This window comes from Psychrobacter sp. CAL346-MNA-CIBAN-0220 (genome assembly GCF_040309805.1).
Classification (GTDB): Bacteria; Pseudomonadota; Gammaproteobacteria; order Pseudomonadales; family Moraxellaceae; genus Psychrobacter.
In genome coordinates this window covers 1,079,044-1,098,609 of record NZ_JBEOPF010000001.1, presented here as the reverse complement: position 1 = coordinate 1,098,609, position 19,566 = coordinate 1,079,044, and the positions used below count along the sequence as shown (strand labels likewise).

Annotated in this window: 16 protein-coding genes; 8 read left to right on the top strand and 8 right to left on the bottom strand. The window is 43.8% G+C overall.

Annotated features, from left to right (window positions below):
- Window positions 1-232 precede the first annotated feature (232 nt).
- The 3 genes from AAEY88_RS04245 to AAEY88_RS04235 all read left to right on the top strand — a co-directional run bounded on the left by AAEY88_RS04245 (window position 233) and on the right by AAEY88_RS04235 (window position 2,508).
- Window positions 233-1,219, top strand: a complete 987-nt coding sequence (locus tag AAEY88_RS04245) for a TonB family protein (protein WP_350559524.1) — start codon at window positions 233-235, stop codon at window positions 1,217-1,219.
- 107 nt (window positions 1,220-1,326) lie between these two features.
- Window positions 1,327-2,037: a MotA/TolQ/ExbB proton channel family protein gene (locus tag AAEY88_RS04240; protein ID WP_350559521.1), complete on the top strand. Its 711-nt coding sequence runs from the start codon at window positions 1,327-1,329 to the stop codon at window positions 2,035-2,037.
- Window positions 2,038-2,106: 69 nt separating this feature from the next.
- Entirely contained in the window at window positions 2,107-2,508 is a 402-nt protein-coding gene (locus AAEY88_RS04235) for a biopolymer transporter ExbD (protein ID WP_350559518.1), read from the top strand.
- 380 nt (window positions 2,509-2,888) lie between these two features.
- Here the strand turns inward: AAEY88_RS04235 and AAEY88_RS04230 are convergent, their stop codons facing one another.
- Window positions 2,889-3,416: a DUF2799 domain-containing protein gene (locus tag AAEY88_RS04230; protein WP_350559515.1), complete on the bottom strand. Its 528-nt coding sequence runs from the start codon at window positions 3,414-3,416 to the stop codon at window positions 2,889-2,891.
- Window positions 3,417-3,708: 292 nt separating this feature from the next.
- On the opposite strand from AAEY88_RS04230, the gene AAEY88_RS04225 reads away from it, so the two are divergent.
- Both AAEY88_RS04225 and topA read left to right on the top strand, forming a co-directional pair.
- Window positions 3,709-4,350: a hypothetical protein gene (locus AAEY88_RS04225; protein ID WP_350559512.1), complete on the top strand. Its 642-nt coding sequence runs from the start codon at window positions 3,709-3,711 to the stop codon at window positions 4,348-4,350.
- Between the two features lie 340 nt (window positions 4,351-4,690).
- Entirely contained in the window at window positions 4,691-7,345 is a 2,655-nt protein-coding gene (gene topA, locus AAEY88_RS04220; RefSeq protein WP_350559509.1) for a type I DNA topoisomerase, read from the top strand.
- 184 nt (window positions 7,346-7,529) lie between these two features.
- On the opposite strand, the gene AAEY88_RS04215 is transcribed toward topA, so the two are convergent.
- Window positions 7,530-8,087: a superoxide dismutase family protein gene (locus tag AAEY88_RS04215; protein ID WP_350559506.1), complete on the bottom strand. Its 558-nt coding sequence runs from the start codon at window positions 8,085-8,087 to the stop codon at window positions 7,530-7,532.
- A 308-nt stretch (window positions 8,088-8,395) separates the two neighbouring features.
- Between AAEY88_RS04215 and AAEY88_RS04210 the strand changes: the two genes are divergently transcribed.
- Complete coding sequence (locus AAEY88_RS04210) at window positions 8,396-8,818, top strand: hypothetical protein (RefSeq protein ID WP_350559503.1); 423 nt, start codon at window positions 8,396-8,398, stop codon at window positions 8,816-8,818.
- A gap of 131 nt (window positions 8,819-8,949) precedes the next feature.
- Here AAEY88_RS04210 and lon read toward each other — a convergent pair whose 3' ends face one another.
- Entirely contained in the window at window positions 8,950-11,532 is a 2,583-nt protein-coding gene (lon, locus tag AAEY88_RS04205; protein WP_350559500.1) for an endopeptidase La, read from the bottom strand.
- A 445-nt stretch (window positions 11,533-11,977) separates the two neighbouring features.
- On the opposite strand from lon, the gene AAEY88_RS04200 reads away from it, so the two are divergent.
- Window positions 11,978-13,339 (top strand): Na+/H+ antiporter family protein, encoded by a 1,362-nt coding sequence (locus AAEY88_RS04200; RefSeq protein ID WP_350559497.1) that lies wholly within the window; start codon window positions 11,978-11,980, stop codon window positions 13,337-13,339.
- Between the two features lie 31 nt (window positions 13,340-13,370).
- On the opposite strand, the gene AAEY88_RS04195 is transcribed toward AAEY88_RS04200, so the two are convergent.
- Together AAEY88_RS04195 and AAEY88_RS04190 are read right to left on the bottom strand one after the other, a co-directional pair.
- A complete protein-coding gene (locus AAEY88_RS04195; protein WP_350559494.1) occupies window positions 13,371-13,673 on the bottom strand; it encodes a hypothetical protein in 303 nt (100 codons plus the stop codon).
- Between the two features lie 31 nt (window positions 13,674-13,704).
- Entirely contained in the window at window positions 13,705-14,394 is a 690-nt protein-coding gene (locus AAEY88_RS04190) for a 5-formyltetrahydrofolate cyclo-ligase (RefSeq protein ID WP_350559491.1), read from the bottom strand.
- A gap of 129 nt (window positions 14,395-14,523) precedes the next feature.
- Between AAEY88_RS04190 and fumC the strand changes: the two genes are divergently transcribed.
- Entirely contained in the window at window positions 14,524-15,927 is a 1,404-nt protein-coding gene (fumC, locus tag AAEY88_RS04185) for a class II fumarate hydratase (protein WP_350559488.1), read from the top strand.
- 476 nt (window positions 15,928-16,403) lie between these two features.
- Here fumC and AAEY88_RS04180 read toward each other — a convergent pair whose 3' ends face one another.
- From AAEY88_RS04180 to AAEY88_RS04170, 3 genes are all read right to left on the bottom strand, one after another.
- A complete protein-coding gene (locus tag AAEY88_RS04180; RefSeq protein ID WP_350559485.1) occupies window positions 16,404-17,210 on the bottom strand; it encodes a MipA/OmpV family protein in 807 nt (268 codons plus the stop codon).
- Window positions 17,211-17,260: 50 nt separating this feature from the next.
- Window positions 17,261-18,187, bottom strand: a complete 927-nt coding sequence (locus tag AAEY88_RS04175) for a rhomboid family intramembrane serine protease (RefSeq protein WP_350559482.1) — start codon at window positions 18,185-18,187, stop codon at window positions 17,261-17,263.
- 90 nt (window positions 18,188-18,277) lie between these two features.
- Window positions 18,278-19,486, bottom strand: a complete 1,209-nt coding sequence (locus AAEY88_RS04170) for an alpha-hydroxy acid oxidase (RefSeq protein WP_350559479.1) — start codon at window positions 19,484-19,486, stop codon at window positions 18,278-18,280.
- Window positions 19,487-19,566 lie beyond the last annotated feature (80 nt).

Genomic DNA, 19,566 nt, shown 5'->3' with positions numbered 1-19,566 from the left:
TTAATAATATGGTTTACATTCCATAGCCTTATAATATAAGCTATTTGATCCTGTAGCGACACCGAGATAGTGTTGTAATAGTAAGTGTTATAACTAAAACGAGTCATATAATGGCGCTAACATAATAAGCAGTAACTAAAAATAGAGATATAAAAAATAAATTGTTATTGATAATAGTTATCGTTTGCATTATTATCGACTTAATTCTATTCCAGTTAATTGTTAGGGTGTTATGGGCTCAACGAATTTCAACGCGCCACCGCTTAAGATAACGCTGCTGGCCAGTAGTGTGGTCATCGCACTACATGTGCTGACGGCAATGGCATTAGTGGCGATAAAACCACCTGTACCGGTCGTCAAACAGACCGCAATCACATCACCTATCGAAATTCAGCTGGTAACACTGCCTGTTGAGATTGCAACGTCTGAGATAAAAATAGAAGGAATGGCGCCTATAAAAGAGCTTAAACCTCAGCCAGAATCTGCTGCTGAACCCGAATTAAAGCCTCAAGCAGTCAAAAAATCTCAGCCTGAAGTAAAACCTAATCCACCTGTTATAGCTCAAAAAAAACCAGCTCCAGAAAAACCAGCATCAAAAATGACAACACCTGAATCAAAGACGCAACCTGATATACCTAAAGTGGTGAACCATGCACCTTTTGAACATGAGGTACAACGGCAGGCGTCAATATCAGCTGTTCAAGCAGATAACTTGGCTGTGATTAATGAACGTAAAGCGATGGCAGCCCAAGCTGAAAAGGCGGCACAAGAAGTTCATATCAAAGTGATGAGAGACGCTCAGGTGGCAGCGGATGCTAAAGCAGCACGCGCAGCGCAAGCGGTAGCTGATACAAAAACTGCCCAAGCTGCTGCCCGTACAAAAGCTGATACCGATGCAAAAGCCGCTGCAGCAGCCAGTAATACGCCGGTGAATTTCAATGCCAGTAACGCCAATTGGGCGTCTACGCCGAACTTTAGCTTTCCCAGTCGCGCTGCCCGTCGCGCCAATTCGGGTGATACTTTTAACCTCGTATTGATTTTACGTGTGAATAAGCAAGGTGGCATTGATAGTGTGGGTGTCGCGCAATCTTCTGGTAATCCGATATTGGATAAAGAGGCGCAGCGCCAAGTACGCTCCGGTAAGTTCAAACCATTTATGAAAAATGGGGTGCCGGTAGTAGGCAACGTGACCCTGCCCATCAGCTACGCGGTACCCTAAACGCTCGTTATTTATAAAAAAATCTACTTATACTCTTTTCATGATCAGACCAGAGGCGATAGTCGCCGTGGTCTTATGTGATTGCATAAAATATTAAGGAGTCTGACATGGACTTTGCAAGTTACTGGCAATATAGCGACATGGTGACCAAAAGCCTATTCTTCATACTACTGGTATTATCGGTGCTTTCTTGGGTCACTGGCATCATCCGCGTGCTGCAAAGCCATAAGCTAGCCATACAAGTTGCCGATGATTTAAGTCAACAAATTCAAGAAAAGCGCTCAATGCTATCAAGACTTGATGCAGCGGCACGTCGTTTAGTGACTGAGCAGGCTCTATTACAGCATATTGGCCGTTATCGCTATATGAGTGAGCGCGGACTGCCTATCTTAGGTACGACGGCTGCCATTGCGCCATTTATTGGGCTGTTTGGGACGGTGTGGGGTATTTTTCATGCGCTACACAATATTGGTACTAGCGGACAAGCAGGACTGGGACAAGTGGCAGGACCGGTTGGTGAAGCATTGATTATGACAGGACTTGGGATTGCCGTTGCTATTCCGGCCGTGGTGTTTTATAACCTTGCAGTGCGTATCAATCGCCGCGTGATGTATCAGGCGAACGATAGAGCCCATGATTTATTGGCCCAATCTGTTGATTCAACAGGGGCACCACAAGCAGCCAATCGAACGCCGGATCATTTGGCTGCCAACATACCGACGGCGGCTAGTGTGACGGCAGCTCATGTGACTCCTACTAAACAAAGTGACGCCAATCCAAACGCAGACTATCGTGATTCGGCGACCTCAAAATCATAAAATAAGCTGACTATAGACCATTGATAACTTAATGGCCCTATCAAATATTGACCCACGATTGAGAAGATTATGGCATTTCAGTTAGGTGATGATGACGCACAAAGTATGAATGAGATGAACCTCATTCCGCTTATCGATGTCATGCTGGTATTGATGATTATATTTTTATTGACCGCCACGGTTTTGAATCCGACAGTACCGTTAGATCTGCCAAAGACCAGTGCCACTATTAATGAGCCCCCACCAGAGGTGATTCAAATCAGCATTGATAAAGACGCCGGCATTTTTTGGGATAGCGCTCCTATTAGCATAGAAGCGCTTAAAACTCGGCTGCAAAAAGAGAGTGCGAGTGGCAAAGACCCTGCTATTCAGCTGCGCGCGGACAAAGACAGTAAATACGATACAGTGGCGCAAGTATTGGCTTCTGCCAGTCAAGCAGGACTGAGCAAAATTGCCTTTGTTAATGAATAACTCTTCATATAAACGCGCTATAGTCGGTTTAATTTAGAGCGGATACAGTGTGGCTGGGAGAGATTTTTGCCGCATCGAAAAGTGGCATAACCGTACAGCCAGCAAGAAAATTTTTACCAGCCGTACGTGACTATTAGCGTATCTATTTTATTTGGTATTGACTATTTTTATAGAAAAAGGCGACTAATATAAACCAGTAAGCCTACTAGCAAAAAAACAACCAAAATAATAAGAAAAATAAATAAAATAATAACTTTTATCTCCAGCCTCGCTTGGGCAACCTTGCGAGGTTTCTTTTGTGTTGCTATTGCTGTGTGGCTACTGACGCCTCTATCATTAAACTTGATTGTTTATAATAGCTATTAATCAACATCATCTTATTACCACCCGTAGCCCAATGGGCCATAACCATAACCAAAGCGCCCGTGTCCATAACCAAAAGGATAGGGGGAGCGTAGATAGTCGAGATCACGTTGGCGAATATAATAGTAGCGCCCTTGCGAGTAGGCTTCCTCTAGCTTATCAATACCCTCAAGTGGACAGACGGACTGCCAATCATAACCGTCACGGCCAAGCTTATAAGCATTGAGCTCGGTACAGTATTTTTTGAGTCCTTGCTGTCGACCTTGTTCCCACTGGATGCGATTGGGTGTCGCCCCGACTACACTGGCGCAGCTATTGATATAATGTCCAAAGTAAGCACCAGAGCGTCCGAGTGTTCCATCGGTATAGCCGACTTGTTGCCAGTTACTTGCCTGACACTGTTGCGGGGTTAAGCGTTGGGTGGTTGCACAGCCCGATAGTGTTAAGAATGCCACCGTCATTACTGTCAACGCAGAAGTGGATTTGATAGTAGCTTTCCTTAATGAAGGCTTTAAGGATGACAGTATTTTAAGAATATAAGTCATAATAAACCTGCGCGCGTTTAAAATTATGGTTTATCATAGCACTTTTTTATATCAGCGACTTTTTGTATCTTGTTATTATATCGATAGATTTCTACTTGCTAAACTACTGATATTGAAGCGTTAATGATCACTATAATGCTGTTGGTAAAATGCTGGCACTTGAATTTTAGAATTAGGGACGCGATATTAGTGTCCAACCAGTCAAGTAAGATGGTATAACGATAACGTGCTGAATCAGCATGACCCCTTACTTTAAACCCATTTATTTATTCTTCTATAAGGCCAAATTGTTATGGGTGTATGGATTGCCATTGCCATTGTACTATTCGTATTAGGGAGTATGATGGCGCTCAAACCTAGCGGTATTGACCAGCGTTTGGACAAGCTACGTATGACTGCGCGACGCTTGCAACTCAATCCGAAGCTGATTGGTTGTCCAGATTGGGTTAGGGGTAAAGATAATGAATATGGTCGCGGTATGATTGGCCAATATGGTTTAGTGCTGGACAAGGTGCAGATGCCTTATACTCGCTATCGAGTGATTGATGGACAATGGCGTCCGGAAAGTCAGGTTACGACTACTACCACTAACGTTACTGCCAACATTATCACGTCACCTGCTAGTTTTAATTTGGATAAAGTGCCGCTAGCATTACCGGCATCGATTGAGCCTTTTGTAAAAGCGTTATTGATTAAAGCCAATAGCATTGTGGTTTATTGGGAAGATATCGCCTATGTGCGCCCATTGACCAATCCTGGCTATCAGAGCAGCGCTATTGAACCTGACTTATTGCTGCTTAAAGCGCAGCTGGAGCAATGGGCACTGCAAATGCAGACCAGTCCGGGTAGTTATTCTAATAGTAGTGGCACTAATAATGGCAGTAGTACTAACAGTAGTGGTATTAATAGCAAGATGCTAAATAAAAGCTTCTAAGGGCAGGCTGCCAATCAAATCGTAGTCGCAAAAATTCAAACTCAGCAGCCCCTTTTTCCAAAATGATAAACAGCTATTTAGCTGACGTTTATTAGTAACAGGCACGCTGTTTTGAGTCATCTAAAGTTATTTACAGTTGACATCTCAACTCTTAGCAGTGTAACGTCTTGGTAAGTTTATCGCTGTTTTTTAGCTATTTCGTGGTTATTACCTAGTTATCGCCTATTTTATGACCATTTTTATTGGCAGCTACCGTTATAAAAAATTGACTGGCTACAACAAATCGCTTAGCTGCTAAATTCTATTTACATTTAATCCATTTATTATGGTGTCGTTACACATGGCAAAAACCCCAAGTACAAAAAGTTCCTCGTCTTCTCCTGATAACACTAAAGGTAAATCTTTGGTGATTGTTGAGTCACCTGCTAAGGCAAAAACCATTAATAAATACCTTGGTAATGATTTTATCGTACGTTCCAGTATTGGACATGTGCGTGATCTGCCAGTAGGTGCGAGTAAAGGTGCCAAAAAAGCGGCAACTACCAAAAAAGATGAGAGCCTGACCAAAGAAGAGAAAACCCAGCAAGCACTAGTACGGCGCATGGGCGTTGATCCTGAGCATGATTGGGCCGCTGTTTACGAAGTACTACCGAATAAAACCAAAGTTATTAAAGAGCTAAAAGCCTTAGCCAAAGACGCAGATAAAATTTATCTGGCAACGGATATGGATAGAGAAGGAGAGGCCATTGCTTGGCATCTTAAAGAAGTTATTGGCGGCGCAGATAGTAAGTATGAGCGGGTAGTCTTTAACGAGATTACCAAATCTGCCATTCAAAATGCCTTTAAGCAACCTTCGAAGTTGGATATTGATCGCGTTAATGCTCAGCAAGCGCGGCGGTTTTTGGACCGAGTCGTTGGTTTTATGGTGTCACCACTACTCTGGCAAAAAGTTGCCCGTGGTCTGTCTGCTGGCCGTGTACAGTCGGTCGCTATGCGTTTGGTGGTTGAGCGTGAACATGAGATTCGTGCCTTTATCCCCGAAGAATATTGGCAGATTTTTGCTGATACTCATATCGCAAACAGCAAAAAAGATGCCGAGCAAATTGGTATCCGCTTAGAAGCAACCAAGCAAGATGGCAAAACCCTAAAGCTTGTTAATAAAGAGCAGACTGATAAAGTACTAGACGTTTTAAATTCTTCAAAATATCTGGTTAAAGAGCGCGAAGAGAAGCCAACCCAATCGCGTCCTAGTGCGCCTTTTATTACTTCGACCTTGCAACAAGCAGCCAGTACGCGCTTGGGCTTTTCAGTGAAAAAGACCATGATTTTGGCACAGCGTCTGTATGAAGCGGGTCATATCACTTATATGCGTACCGATTCCACCTTCTTATCAGGTGACGCTTTAGCGACGGTTCGTGTTTATCTTGAAGACAGTTTTGGTGCTCAATATGTGCCAGAAAAACCGAACTTCTATGGTAACAAACAAAATGCCCAAGAGGCGCACGAGGCGATTCGTCCCTCTGATGTCAATATGAAATCTACCCAGCTAAAAGGGGTGGAGCGTGATGCTATTCGTCTTTATGAGTTAATTTGGCGTCAGTTTGTCGCTTGCCAGATGCCACCGGCAAAATATCTATCGGTTAATTTATTCGTAACTGCCGATAATGTCGAGTTAAAAGCTCGCGGTCGTACGATGACTTTTGATGGTTATACTAAAGTACAAGCACCGGCAAAAACCGATGATAGCTTATTACCTGATGTCAAAAAAGGCGATGAGCTGATCTTAGATCAGCTAGATCCTAGTCAACACTTTACGAAGCCCGCGCCGCGCTTTACCGAGGCCAGTTTGGTTAAAGAGCTGGAGAAAAAAGGTATTGGTCGTCCATCAACTTATGCCTCTATTATTTCAACTATTCAAGATCGCGGTTATGTAAAACTCGAGAACAAACGCTTATTTGCCGAAAAAATGGGTGATATTGTCACCGATAGACTGACGGCAAGCTTTCCAGACTTGATGGATTATACCTTTACTGCTGCGTTAGAAGACAAGCTAGATTACGTTGCAGCGGGTGAGCAAGATTGGAAAGACGTATTAGATAACTTCTACGGCGACTTTAAGCTTAAGCTTGAGCATGCCAAAGATAAAGATGGCATGCGCCCCAATGATCCGACTGATGTACCGGACGTGCACTGTGATCTATGCGATCGTCCGATGCAGCTACGCACGGGCTCAACTGGTGTATTCTTAGGTTGTACGGGTTATAACTTACCACCCAAAGAGCGTTGTAAAGGCACTAAGAACCTAATGCCGGTCGAAGCTTTTGCCAATCTTGATGACCCAGAAGGCGACGACGAAGCCGCTGAAGTCAAAGACTTGATGGAAAAAAAGCGCTGTCCGAAATGTGGTACGGCAATGGATGGCTATATCGTTGACGGGGGCCTCAAGCTCCATATCTGTGGTAATAATCCTGATTGTGATGGTTATATTTTAGAAGAAGGTAAGTTTGAAGTTCCTGGCTCAGACGCGCCAACTATCGACTGTAATAAGTGCGATGGGCAGATGGAGCTTAAGACCGGACGTTTTGGTCCTTACTTTGCCTGTCAGCAATGTGACAATACTCGTAAGGTGCTTAAAACGGGTGAGCCTGCGCCGCCACGTATGGATCCTATTCATATGCCAGAGCTAAAATCAGTTAAGCATGAAGATTACTTTATATTGCGTGAAGGGGCGGCTGGTATGTTCTTAGCGGCGTCTAAGTTCCCGAAGGTACGCGAAACACGTGCACCTAAAGTGGCTGAGCTGCGTCCTATCAAAGATAAGATGGAAGACAAGTTCCAGTATCTGTTTGAAGGGCCGGATGCAGACCCTGATGGCAACCCAACTATTCTGCGTTGGTCGCGTAAGAAAAAAGAGCAATATATCGGCTCTGAGAAAAACGGTAAGGCCTCGCGATGGGGCGTATACTGGCGTAAGGGCGAGTGGGTAGAAGAATAGCCCATAGTAAATAACTATAAAGCGGTTATAACGTTAGACTTACTTAAGGTCTGATTCAGAATAGATACCCAATAAAAAACCTCTTAGATAATCTAAGAGGTTTTTTTTATCTAGCTATATTTATCTGGTTATATTTAAGCTATAAATAATCCATTAGTAGCTTGGATTCAATTAGCTTTGATAATTAGTTTGTTTCAATGATACCGCAAGCAATACGATCGCCTGAGGCACCTGCTGGTTGGCTGGTATAATCGTCAGCACCGGCATGAACGATAAAGGCACGACGATTGACGCTGTATTTGCCAGCTTGGGCGGCAGATATTTTCTTGTTAACATAATTAATGGTTGCAACGCCATTATCATTAGCAGTTAAGTTCGGTAAGTCGCCAGCATGGCCATTCATATCATCAGGGTTAGAGTGTGGCTTATTATCTGGATTAAAGTGACCGCCTGCTGCTTTGCCCATATCATCACAGCTACCCGTTTCATGGATATGTAGTGCAACCGTTGCTCCTGGCACCATATTCATAAGCTTACCATAGACTTGCACACCGCCATCGACAGGACGCAGATAGACTTGTCCAACTTCTTTATTGGTACCATCTACGGTTTTAAGAGTAGATTTTAAAGCGGGCTGATTAAGTGGGTTCCCCGTTTTCAATTGACCTTCCGTACTTTGGCAACCAGTTATCGCCAAGGCAGAACCACATAATAAGGCACTCGCAAGTATAATCTTTTTCATTGTTATCTCCAATTTTATTCGTTTGTTGTATTTAAAGTTTGTATTTAACTTTCTTAACTATAATTACTTCTAAACTTGCTATAGGTTTTATTAATCTCGCAATCAGTATAGCTAAGCATTGAACTTAGATATTCATTAGATGCGCAACAAAGCGTTAATATATGTAAGTCATTGATAACATATAAAGGGATTGGGTTAACAAATGCTTAAGATAAAACGACGAAATAAAACGGCTAAGCAAATAACTATGAGGCAGAATAAGCGTTAGCTAATGACTGATATAAAAATAACGGCAATTAGGAATTAACATGAAAACATTATTTAAATTGGTGGGCTCTACTGCGCTAGTTTTAGGAATCATAAGTGCCGGCACAATCACTGCCTCAGCCGCATCACCAACTGGTGATTTACATTATTCAGCAGATTGCGGTGTTAAGGAACTGCGCATGGCAAAAGGCAGCTATGACGTCAATCGAGCAGGTGCTGTCAAAGGTAGTAAATACTGCGAGTACCAATTCTACGCTAACAAGGGTCAAAAGGTAAGCGCCACCATCGTTGGTAGCAGCGACTTATATCCTGTACTTTACGGCAGCAACTCACCAGATTTAAGCACTGAGACGGTAACCCTTGATAAAACAGGCGAACATACTATTCGAGTATTACAGCCACGCAACCAAGCACGTGATAGTAATACGCCTAAGCCTTACTATATGACGGTGACGATTAAGTAATTTAAAGCAGAGTATATTTTCAGCATTAAAGGCTATTAAAATAACCCAGTGAATAACTCAAATAACAAACAAAAAAAGACCGCAATCTAGTTTGCGGTCTTTTCTATATCAATTGTTTATCAGTTTTAAGCTTAGTTATGTAGCGCCTTATTAGACTTGGTCGTATCTACCGTCACTTTAGCAGGCTTAAGCGGTATGGGCATACTTACTAATGCGACTTTTAATATCTCGTCAATAGTCGCTACTGGCTGAATAGTCAGCCCCGCTTTGACATTGTCAGGGATATCGGCCAAGTCGCGCTCGTTAGTCGCTGGAATCAATACATGCTTGATGCCGCCGCGATGTGCTGCCAATAACTTTTCTTTAAGACCACCAATGCGTAGGATTTTGCCACGTAAAGTTATCTCACCGGTCATGGCAATGTCTGGACGAATAGCGATACCCGTCAAGGCAGATACCAGCGCTGTGGTTAGTGCACCGCCAGCTGATGGACCATCTTTTGGCGTCGCGCCTTCTGGCATATGGACATGGATATCAGTAGTTTTGATCGTTTCATAATCAATACCTAAGCTGTCACCACGCGCACGAACCACACTCATGGCAGCGCGAATAGATTCTTTCATCACATCGCCAAGTGAGCCGGTAAAGGTAAGTTCACCTTTACCTTTCATGGCTACCGCTTCGATAGTGAGCAACTCACCACCCACTTGTGTCCATGCAAGTCCAGTAATGCGGCCAACCTCGGGTTCTTCTTCAGCCAGACCATAGTCATATTGACTGACACCAAGATAGTCGTCGATATTGTTATCATCAACTCTAATCAGCTCACGCTCAGCTCTCTTTGGCGCGCGAGCGCCATGACTCTCAACGGAACCGCGGACGACTTTACGGCAGATTTTATTGACTTCGCGCTCAAGGTTACGCACACCTGCTTCACGGGTATAACTACGCACGATGCTATGCAATGCCGCTTCCACAATCTCAATCTCACCTTCTTTGAGACCATTTTGCTTGATAGCTTTTGGCACTAGATATTTCTGCGCGATATTGACCTTTTCTTCTTCGGTATAGCCTGGTAGGCGAATAACTTCCATCCGGTCAAGGAGTGCTGGCGGGATATCCATACTGTTAGCGGTACAGATAAACATCACTTGTGACAAGTCCAAGTCCATATCTAAATAATGGTCGTTAAAGCTATGGTTTTGTGACGGATCTAATACTTCTAGTAATGCTGATGCTGGATCGCCGCGGAAGTCTTGCGCCATTTTATCAACTTCATCTAATAAAAACAGCGGATTTTTAACTTCTGCTTTTGCCAGTGACTGTACAATTTTACCGGGCATCGCCCCAATGTACGTACGGCGGTGACCGCGAATTTCGGCTTCATCACGCACGCCGCCAAGCGCCATCCGTACAAACTTGCGACCGGTTGCCCGTGCAATGGATTCACCTAATGAGGTTTTACCAACACCTGGAGGACCGACGAGACATAGAATCGGGCCACGAAGTTTTTTCACTCGTGACTGTACCGCTAAGTATTCTAAAATACGGTCTTTTACATCTTGCAAACCATAATGGTCTTCATCCAAGATAGTTTTGGCTTTATCTAAATTGATCGATACTTTAGTCGTCGCATTCCACGGCGTATCTAAAATCCATTCGATATAGTTACGTACGACAGAAGACTCAGACGATGCAGGTGGCATCATTTTTAACTTTTTAAGCTCTTGTTCTGCTTTTTTGCGCACATCGTCTGGCAGGTCAGCATCCTCTAAACGCTGTTCGAGCTCACCGATATCATCGTCACTATCAAACGCGCCCTCGTTCATATCTGACAGCTCATTTTTAATCGCTTTCATCTTCTCGTTTAAGAAGTATTCACGCTGATTTTCTTCCATTTGCTGGCGAACCGCATCTTGGATATCTTGTTCGATATTTTGCTCGGCGCTTTGTTTGACTAGATATTCGGTCAAAGTATTGATGTGGGTTTTTAGATCATCATTTTCTAAAAACGACTGCTTAACGTCAAGATCCATTGAGACTCGGGTAGATATAAAATACACCAGCTCAAGCAAGTCTTCGATACGCTTGGCCACACGAGTCAGCTCACGTGCATTACGTAAGCGGGCATCAGCATACCCTTCGAATAGACCGGTTAAGGCTTTTATAGTGTTTTTTTGCTGGCTGTCATCCATGGGCATTTCAAGATCAGCACGCTCAAAGGTAGCCATTAAGACCTCATTATGGGTCTCTAAGGTGTTGACGCGCGCACGATACTGCCCTTCGATAAGGACTTTAATGCAGTCTTCGTCGCTATCATGCGGCATGGTGCTAACGATGCGGCAAACGGTACCGTATTGATACAAGTTATCTTGATCAATGTCTTCGGTCAGTGAGTCTTTTTGAGCAACGACCAGCACCTTATCGCCGTATTCAGCTTGCGCAAGCTCAACGGCTTTTACCGATGGCGCGCGGCCAACGAATAGAGCAATCTGCATATGCGGATAGACCACCACATCTCTGAGCGCCAGTAGGGGTAGATAACTTTCTGATAGGTCATCTGAATGACTATCCGGCTTAGTCTCATCTGTGGTTACAGGTGTGTTCTCAGGGTCGATGTTGTCTTGTTGAATGTTGTCTTTTTCAAGACTTTCTTTCTCAAGACTATTCAGTTCAATCTCTTCATTTTCGATGTTAGGTTCATGTTTACTCATAAGTATCTTTTCCTCGTTAACCAGACTTGTAAAGTCAAGTTCGTGGTTCATGCTTAGATAAATGGTGTTCTCCGCAAAAATTGCAAGGCTTATGGTTTAAGAGGTGTGAAAATACTGCCGATGCGCTTATCGAGAGTACTGTTAAGCCTGTCGACTTAACAAACAACCCTCGACTCCGTTGTTCGCAAGCGCTCAAAGTCGCTCGGTTATCTTCACCAAACCGTCATAACCACCGTAAGACCGTTACCCATTTTATTAATAGTAAATGCCATAAATAGTATCTGCCCAATGCCTACTAGGTTCTGTGCATGGGTTTTAGCCCCAAAATCAGGTAAACTGGCGCGCGTCTTAAACGCATGCTGCGTTATTTTAAAAAATTGGCATGAGCGTTTAAGATAACAAAGTTAAAAAATGGGCTATAAATGAAAGTGAAGAGGACGAGAACATGACGATCAATGCGGTATTACTGGCAGTAGTCATTATGCTTGGGCTGTCACTGGCGCGGGTACACGTGGTACTTAGCTTATTAATTGGGGCGATGGCAGGTGGGTTGATAGCCGGTCTCGGGTTGACCGATACCTTAAACGCCTTTCAAGAAGGTATCAGAAATGGTGCCCAAATTGCACTGTCGTATGCGCTGCTCGGTGCTTTTGCAGTGGCGATTGCTCATTCAGGATTGCCACAGTCGCTGGCAGGCTCGGTTATCAAGCGGATTGATGCCGGTGGCAAAAGCGGTATGATTAAATATCTGCTGTTTGCCGGTTTGGTGATGATGAGCTGCTTTAGCCAAAACTTAATTCCCATTCATATTGCCTTTATTCCGCTGTTAGTGCCGCCGTTATTATTGGCGTTTAACCGGATGCAGATTGACCGTCGTCTGATTGCCTGTTTGATTACCTTTGGGCTAGTAACCACCTATATGTTCATTCCATATGGATTTGGTGATATTTATCTCAATCAAATTATGCTTAAAAACGTTGGTGAAGCGGGGATTGATGTGACTGGTATTTCAGTCACTAAAGCGATGGCAATTCCAGCATTGGGTATGTTTGTTGGCTTATTAACGGCGGTATTTATCAGCTATCGTAAGCCGCGTCAGTATCAACAACTTGCAATTGATAAAAAAGCGCATGATGCCGTAGTAGAGGGCGATGCCTTAAGCAAAACTGCCGCTACTGCACAAGTGCAAAGTAAGCTAAAAACGTTCGTAGCATTGGCCGCGATTGTTACCGCCTTTGTGGTTCAGCTCTATACTGATTCGTTGTTACTGGGCTCGATGTTTGGTTTTGGCGTCTTTATGGCGACTGGGGTGGTCAAATGGCGGGATGCGGATACGGTCTTTAATGATGGTATCAAGCTGATGGCGATGATTGGTTTCATTATGATTACTGCGCAAGGCTTCGCTGAGGTGATGAAAGCCACCGAACAGATTCAACCTTTGGTTGACGGTGCTACCTCCTTATTCGCCGGTAACAAAGCAATAGCGGCATTCATTATGCTATTACTTGGCTTAATCGTAACGATGGGCATTGGCTCATCATTCTCTACGATTCCTATTTTGGCGGCTATTTATGTGCCTCTATGTATCTCATTGGGCTTTTCACCACTCGCAACGGTAGCGATTATCGGTACGGCTGGCGCGCTGGGTGATGCTGGTTCTCCTGCTTCAGATTCGACCCTTGGGCCCACTTCTGGTTTGAATGTTGATGGGCAACATGACCATATTAAGGATAGCGTGATACCCACTTTTCTCCATTACAATATTCCGTTATTGATATTTGGTTGGATAGCGGCGATGGTATTGTAGTTATTACCTTTAAAAATTAACTATAGCTAGGTTAAATAACATCATTCCTAACGGGTATCGGCTTATTGCTTGTGCCCGTTTTTTTATTAGCTTCATCTATAGTTTCAAAATCAGCCATATCCTGTTCGGCTACAGCTAAAAAATTATCACATTTATATAATAGGGCATTTAAGCGCTCAGGATTTATAATAGCCGCCATTTCAGCATTGCTAAAGCCACTATCAGAATCAGTTGTGTTGATTGATTTAGTATCTTTGTCTAAAGCATCAGCTTCTAAAGTACTGTCTTGAGCACAAAGATGCTCGAACACATAGTCAGCGACTGATTTATTCATGAAGTTTCTTAACCTTTTTTATATTTAATTATTAGAACCACGTTAAGCCACTTGGCGTAATCAAGCTGTTAAGCGGTACATCCCAAGGCTGACGAATGAGCGACTCTACTCGCTGGAAGTCGTAACACCAGCCGATTTTAAGGGGGTTTTTAGTGCCTGATTGATAGCTCTTAGCAAGGGTCGTATCATAAAAACCACCGCCCATCCCCATGCGATTACCATTATTATCGACCGCCGTTAAGGGACAGATAATCACATCCAGTTCTTGCGCCCATAGTAGCCTACGATGGTAATTTTGCTTCATACCCAAATTATGAATTCGTGTCGGTATGTTTAACAATTTTGTATGATAAATCGGCACAAAGCGTAAACGCTTATCATGTTGTCCTAATGAGCCAACCACTGGTAAGTAAGGCCGGTAATCCAAACGTTGACACCAGTCCAATAGTGGCTGAGTAGGCAGCTCACCGAAACCATCATAATATAAGCCAATCCGCGCACCTGCTGGCAAACGCTGCTGTAGTTTAATTAAGTGTAGACTGGCATCGCGCGCGTGTTGTTGTCGCTCGTTAGCGCTCAACTGCCGACGCTGGCGGGTAAATTGCCGTCTGGGCGGATTGCTAGTTGCGAGGTTTGTTAAGGCATCAGTGATGGTAGGTATGTCATTAGATAAGTTAGATAACGAAGTGTCAGATTGTTGTTGGCTGGCGCTTTTAGACATCGGTTACCCTCACAGACGTTGAGAAATTTATGATAAGTCATGCTATCATAATGGCGCTTTACATCCTATTTTCCTTTATGTGCAGCGGGTGTTGCACTTTTCACGGATAAATAACTAAAGAGGATCGTTATGTCGACACAGAATCAGGCAACTCGTACCGAAAAAGATACCATGGGCAACGTGGAAGTCCCAGTTGATGCTTATTGGGGCGCACAGACTCAGCGCAGCCGCGAAAACTTCAAAATTGGCGGTGAAACTTTACCACGTCCGATGATTGAAGCGATGGCAATGGTCAAAAAAGCCGCTGCTATTACTAATGCTAGCCTTGAGCGTATTGACGATGATAAGCGTGACTTAATCGTCCAAGCTGCTGATGAAGTGATTAATGGCGGTCTAACCGCCCAGTTTCCACTCGTCGTATGGCAGACGGGTTCTGGCACGCAGTCAAACATGAACATGAACGAAGTGCTTGCCAATCGTGCTAATGAGATTGCTGGTTCTGAGCGTGGTAGCTATCAGCCAATTCACCCGAATGACCATGTTAACCATGCGCAATCGACCAATGACAGCTTCCCAACCGCGATTCGTGTCGCCGCTGCTCGTGAAATTAACGGCCTACTTATCCCTGCTATTAAAGCTCTACGTGATACGTTAGACAAAAAAGCCCAAGAGTTTGATAGCATCGTTAAAATTGGTCGTACGCATTTGCAAGATGCCACGCCTTTGACGTTAGGCCAAGAGTTTAGCGGCTATGTGAGCCAACTTGACCATTCGTTAGTGCGTATTGATAATGCTTTGCAAGGCCTGTATGAATTGCCATTGGGCGGTACTGCGGTTGGTACGGGTCTGAACGCGCATCCTGATTATGCGGTAAAAGCAGCGGAACAATTAGCAACGTTGACTGACTTACCATTTGTAACGTCACCGAATAAATTTGAAGCATTGGCTGCTCGTGATGCGGAAGTATTTGCTTCAGGTGCCCTAAAAACTTTAGCGGGTAGCTTAAATAAAATCGCTAATGACGTCCGTTGGTTGGCATCAGGTCCACGCTGCGGTATTGGCGAGATTAATATTCCAGAAAATGAGCCAGGCTCATCTATCATGCCGGGTAAAGTAAACCCAACTCAGTCAGAAGCCATGACCATGGTTGTCGCCCAAGTAATGGGTAACGACACCACTATTAATATGGCTGGCGCGTCTGGTAACTTTGAGCTAAATGTCTTTAAACCAGTGATTGCTTTCAACTTACTGCAGTCTATTAAATTATTAGGCGATGCGTGCAATAGCTTCAATGAAAACTGTGCCGCTGGTATTGAGCCCGTTAAAGAAAAAATTGACTATTATTTGCATAACTCTTTAATGCTAGTCACCGCATTGAACCGTCATGTTGGTTATGAAAATGCAGCGAAAATTGCGAAGACCGCTTATAAAGAAGACAAAACCCTTAAGCAAGTTGCCGTGGAATTAGACTTGTTAACGGAAGCACAGTTTGATGAGTGGGTGATCCCTGAAGATATGGTACATCCTTCTTAAGTAACAGAATCGGTTGTTCTGTTTAAATAAAAAGACCTTGTCATGTAATGTGGCAAGGTCTTTTTTATTGTCATGTATTTATCAGAGTTTTTTTGTAGCTAATCCTGCTTTTTGCTAATATCTTGCCTGTCCACTGGGGCGGGGCTAAGGCTAGAATCGTTCCATCATTCGAGCGACCACCTCTAGCCAAGCCTCCGCAACCCAGTAATCAGCCAAGTATAACTGCTTCAATCAGGGCTAAAAGCCTTGCTATGGCGAAGTTCGTTATTTTTTTGACGTGTAGTATGGTTGATAAATCATGGGAAATTGCGTACGGTAGACTAAAATCGTGTAGGGTGCGCTCCACGCACCAATTTTAAGAAATATGTATCTTATCGGTGCGCTAGGCGCACCCTACAGTTAAAGTCGTTAGTTAAAAAAAGACCTTGTCACATAATGCAACAAGGTCTTTTTTTAACTAAAATGTCTAAAAAATACTAAAACTTATACAACAATCCAAGCGTAGTCGTGGATTCAGTACGTGAATCAACCATCGGGCTATCGTATTGCTCATTTGGTAGATAACTCAGGCTTTGGTTGGCAAATCCTGCCCATTTATCACTAAAGTCATAGTTAGCACTAATATTGATATATGGATTCAAGCTCGAGTTGGATAAGTAAGCTTCAACGCCCGTTTTCGCTGATTCTTTATCACTTACCCCATAATAATAATTATTATAGTCCGCATCATGATACTCAAAGCCTATGCTTGGATAGACCGTTAGTTTGTTTTTACTGATTCTAGCAAGGTACGATAAACGGCCAGAGTTGCCACCACTACGATCTAAGATGTCGGTTGCGAACTGAGCTCGAAAGCCACCGATAGGCGTGCGGCGCTGGTAAGTCAGACCCGCTGAAGCTGATATTTTGCGCTCATCAAGACCAGCAAGTGCGCCTTCGGCATCGTCAGGGTCAAATGAATTGCCAGCGAGTTGGACTGAGGCGGACAGCTCGTTGGTGCCGTCATTAATCAGATAGGCACCAGCTTGAGCACCACGTGCATAGAATTTATTATTATCATAAAATACACCCGGTAGTACCCGTATTTCGCTGCCATCCGTATCATAAGCGGTATTAGCGCTTAAAACATTTAAGCCGACACTCAACTCAGCGTCTGGATCAGCGGGTAGGTTCTTAAAAAATGCGGCGCTAGCAATACCAGAAGTACTAAATAAAGCAGCACCAATCATGCCCAACAGTAATGTACGGCTATTGATAATAGGTGTGGCTGATAAATTAGACATAGTCAAATCTCATAGTTAGATAGAGGGGAGGCTTATGGTGTGGGTCAAAATTATTTAGTGGCTGCCAATACTTGTAATATTTGGTTGTGAATGTCTTGCCACCACCAAACAAAGGCGATAGTGATTAATAACATTATTATCCACGGTAACCATTGCCAAATGATGGCAGGCTTTATAGTAGTGGGCGTTGTGCCTTTAGCATCGTTCTTTACATCGATATAAGTAGCCTTGACGTCTGTATTTATAGCCGATTTTACAGAGATATTGCGCTCGTTATCAGCATAAATATCGCTACTGCTAGGATAATTGACGTAATGGGTTTGATAAGTTGGCACAGACGCTTTTAGCGCTATCGTACGCTGCCGATGAGCGATGCCTATGCCCAGTGCAATTAATAGGCCAGTGAGCGCGCCACCGATATGTCCAGCATTATCAATTCCCGGTACTGCAAAACCATATACTAGGTTAATGCCCATAATAACTATCAAACTTTTTAAATTAAGTATCAATCCATTAGCCGATATTTTAAATATTGCAGCAATAAGTAACGCTGCTCCAATACCCATAATACCACCAGACGCTCCGGCGGATAGGCCTGGTTGTACAGTCGCATCTAAAATACCCTGCCAAGTAACATAGTTATTAAGCAAGTTACCGCCGATTGCGGCCAACAAAAATAGCCCCAGAAATTTAGCTGAACCGAACATCGGCTCGGCAACCTGTCCAAAAAAGTACATCGCAAAACCATTAAATAATAAATGCATCAAACCTATATGCAAAAAGGCACTGCTCACCAATCGCCACGGTTCATCGCCCATAGTAAAAGGTAGCGCATTAGCGCCCCACTTAAGTAGTGCCTCTGTCGAGGGATTGTTAGCATCGACGCCTGACAGTACTTGCACGATAAACAGTGCGATAAAGCTCATAAGAAGCAAAGTAGTGACAGGCGCGGTTTTAAATAGCTGCTGGATGGTCATAAACCCAAATATCAATTAAAGAGTATAAATAGAGTATAAATAGAGTATAAGAGATATGGTTGGTATAAAGAAAGCTATCATCTTATAGTACTACCAGCGCATGGGCGCGACATAAGGCAGGGCAGATTTGAGCTGCTCATAAGTGCCATTGACTAAAATATCATCGGTTACCGACTGAATATTAGTATGACCACAGAACGCCATGCTGATATCACATTCTTTATGGATGATCTCAAGCGCACGGCGTACACCATCTTCACCATAAGCGCCAAGACCATAAAGAAAGGCGCGACCGATAAGCGTGCCTTTAGCGCCTAATGACATGGCCTTTAGGACATCTTGACCAGAGCGAATACCACTGTCTAACCACACTTCGATATCACTGTTTTCGGCATGGACTGCTTGCACGATATCAGCTAGCGCAGAAATAGAGGAGGGGGCACCATCTAATTGACGGCCGCCATGGTTTGAAACCACCAACGCATCAGCACCACTACGGGCAGCCATAATCGCATCTTCAGGCTCCATAATACCTTTGATGATAAGCTTGCCGCCCCACATGTCTTTGATACGCGAGACATCGTCCCAGCTTAAACGGGGATCGAACTGCTCTTCCGTCCAAGCAGACAATGAGGACAGATCATCAACACCTTTGGCATGACCAACGATATTACCGAAGGTACGGCGCTTAGTACCCAGCATATTCATACACCACTGCGGTTTGGTCATCAGGTTGACGATATTGGCAAAGGTCGGTCTAGGCGGTGCAGACAAGCCATTTTTGATGTCTTTATGGCGTTGTCCCAATACCTGAAGATCGGCGGTCAATATTAATGCAGAGCAATTTGCCGCTTTAGCGCGCTTAATCAGATTGGCCACATAATCTTGATCACGCATCACATATAGCTGAAACCAAAATGGCTTACTGGTATGAGTGGCGACATCTTCGATAGAACAGATGCTCATCGTTGATAATGAAAAAGGTACGCCAAACTTCTCGGCGGCGCGCGCGGCATGAATCTCGCCATCGGCCCACATCATGCCTGTAAATCCAGTCGGTGCAATCGCGACTGGCATTTTTACTGGCTCACCGATCATTTCTGTCGCAAGACTGCGGTTGTCCATGTCTACCATGACTCGCTGGCGCAGTTTAATACGGTCAAAGTCAGTTTCATTGTTACGGTAAGTAGTCTCGGTCCATGACCCTGAGTCCACATAATCATAAAACATACGGGGTATTTTTCGCTGCGCGATACGACGGAGGTCTTCAATATCCGTAATTTTGCTCAAGTCTTTCATGAGATTTTCCTTAGTAAATATTTGGTAATCATTTGGCAATTATAATGTTATCGCTGCCGTTAATCATACTGCACTACCGT

Coding starts and splice junctions, on each gene's coding strand:
- AAEY88_RS04245 (WP_350559524.1), top strand. CDS start 233: ATGGGCTCAACGAATTTCAACGCGCCACCGCTTAAGATAACGCTGCTG.
- AAEY88_RS04240 (WP_350559521.1), top strand. CDS start 1,327: ATGGACTTTGCAAGTTACTGGCAATATAGCGACATGGTGACCAAAAGC.
- AAEY88_RS04235 (WP_350559518.1), top strand. CDS start 2,107: ATGGCATTTCAGTTAGGTGATGATGACGCACAAAGTATGAATGAGATG.
- AAEY88_RS04230 (WP_350559515.1), bottom strand. CDS start 3,416: ATGACTTATATTCTTAAAATACTGTCATCCTTAAAGCCTTCATTAAGG.
- AAEY88_RS04225 (WP_350559512.1), top strand. CDS start 3,709: ATGGGTGTATGGATTGCCATTGCCATTGTACTATTCGTATTAGGGAGT.
- topA (WP_350559509.1), top strand. CDS start 4,691: ATGGCAAAAACCCCAAGTACAAAAAGTTCCTCGTCTTCTCCTGATAAC.
- AAEY88_RS04215 (WP_350559506.1), bottom strand. CDS start 8,087: ATGAAAAAGATTATACTTGCGAGTGCCTTATTATGTGGTTCTGCCTTG.
- AAEY88_RS04210 (WP_350559503.1), top strand. CDS start 8,396: ATGAAAACATTATTTAAATTGGTGGGCTCTACTGCGCTAGTTTTAGGA.
- lon (WP_350559500.1), bottom strand. CDS start 11,532: ATGAGTAAACATGAACCTAACATCGAAAATGAAGAGATTGAACTGAAT.
- AAEY88_RS04200 (WP_350559497.1), top strand. CDS start 11,978: ATGACGATCAATGCGGTATTACTGGCAGTAGTCATTATGCTTGGGCTG.
- AAEY88_RS04195 (WP_350559494.1), bottom strand. CDS start 13,673: ATGAATAAATCAGTCGCTGACTATGTGTTCGAGCATCTTTGTGCTCAA.
- AAEY88_RS04190 (WP_350559491.1), bottom strand. CDS start 14,394: ATGTCTAAAAGCGCCAGCCAACAACAATCTGACACTTCGTTATCTAAC.
- fumC (WP_350559488.1), top strand. CDS start 14,524: ATGTCGACACAGAATCAGGCAACTCGTACCGAAAAAGATACCATGGGC.
- AAEY88_RS04180 (WP_350559485.1), bottom strand. CDS start 17,210: ATGTCTAATTTATCAGCCACACCTATTATCAATAGCCGTACATTACTG.
- AAEY88_RS04175 (WP_350559482.1), bottom strand. CDS start 18,187: ATGACCATCCAGCAGCTATTTAAAACCGCGCCTGTCACTACTTTGCTT.
- AAEY88_RS04170 (WP_350559479.1), bottom strand. CDS start 19,486: ATGAAAGACTTGAGCAAAATTACGGATATTGAAGACCTCCGTCGTATC.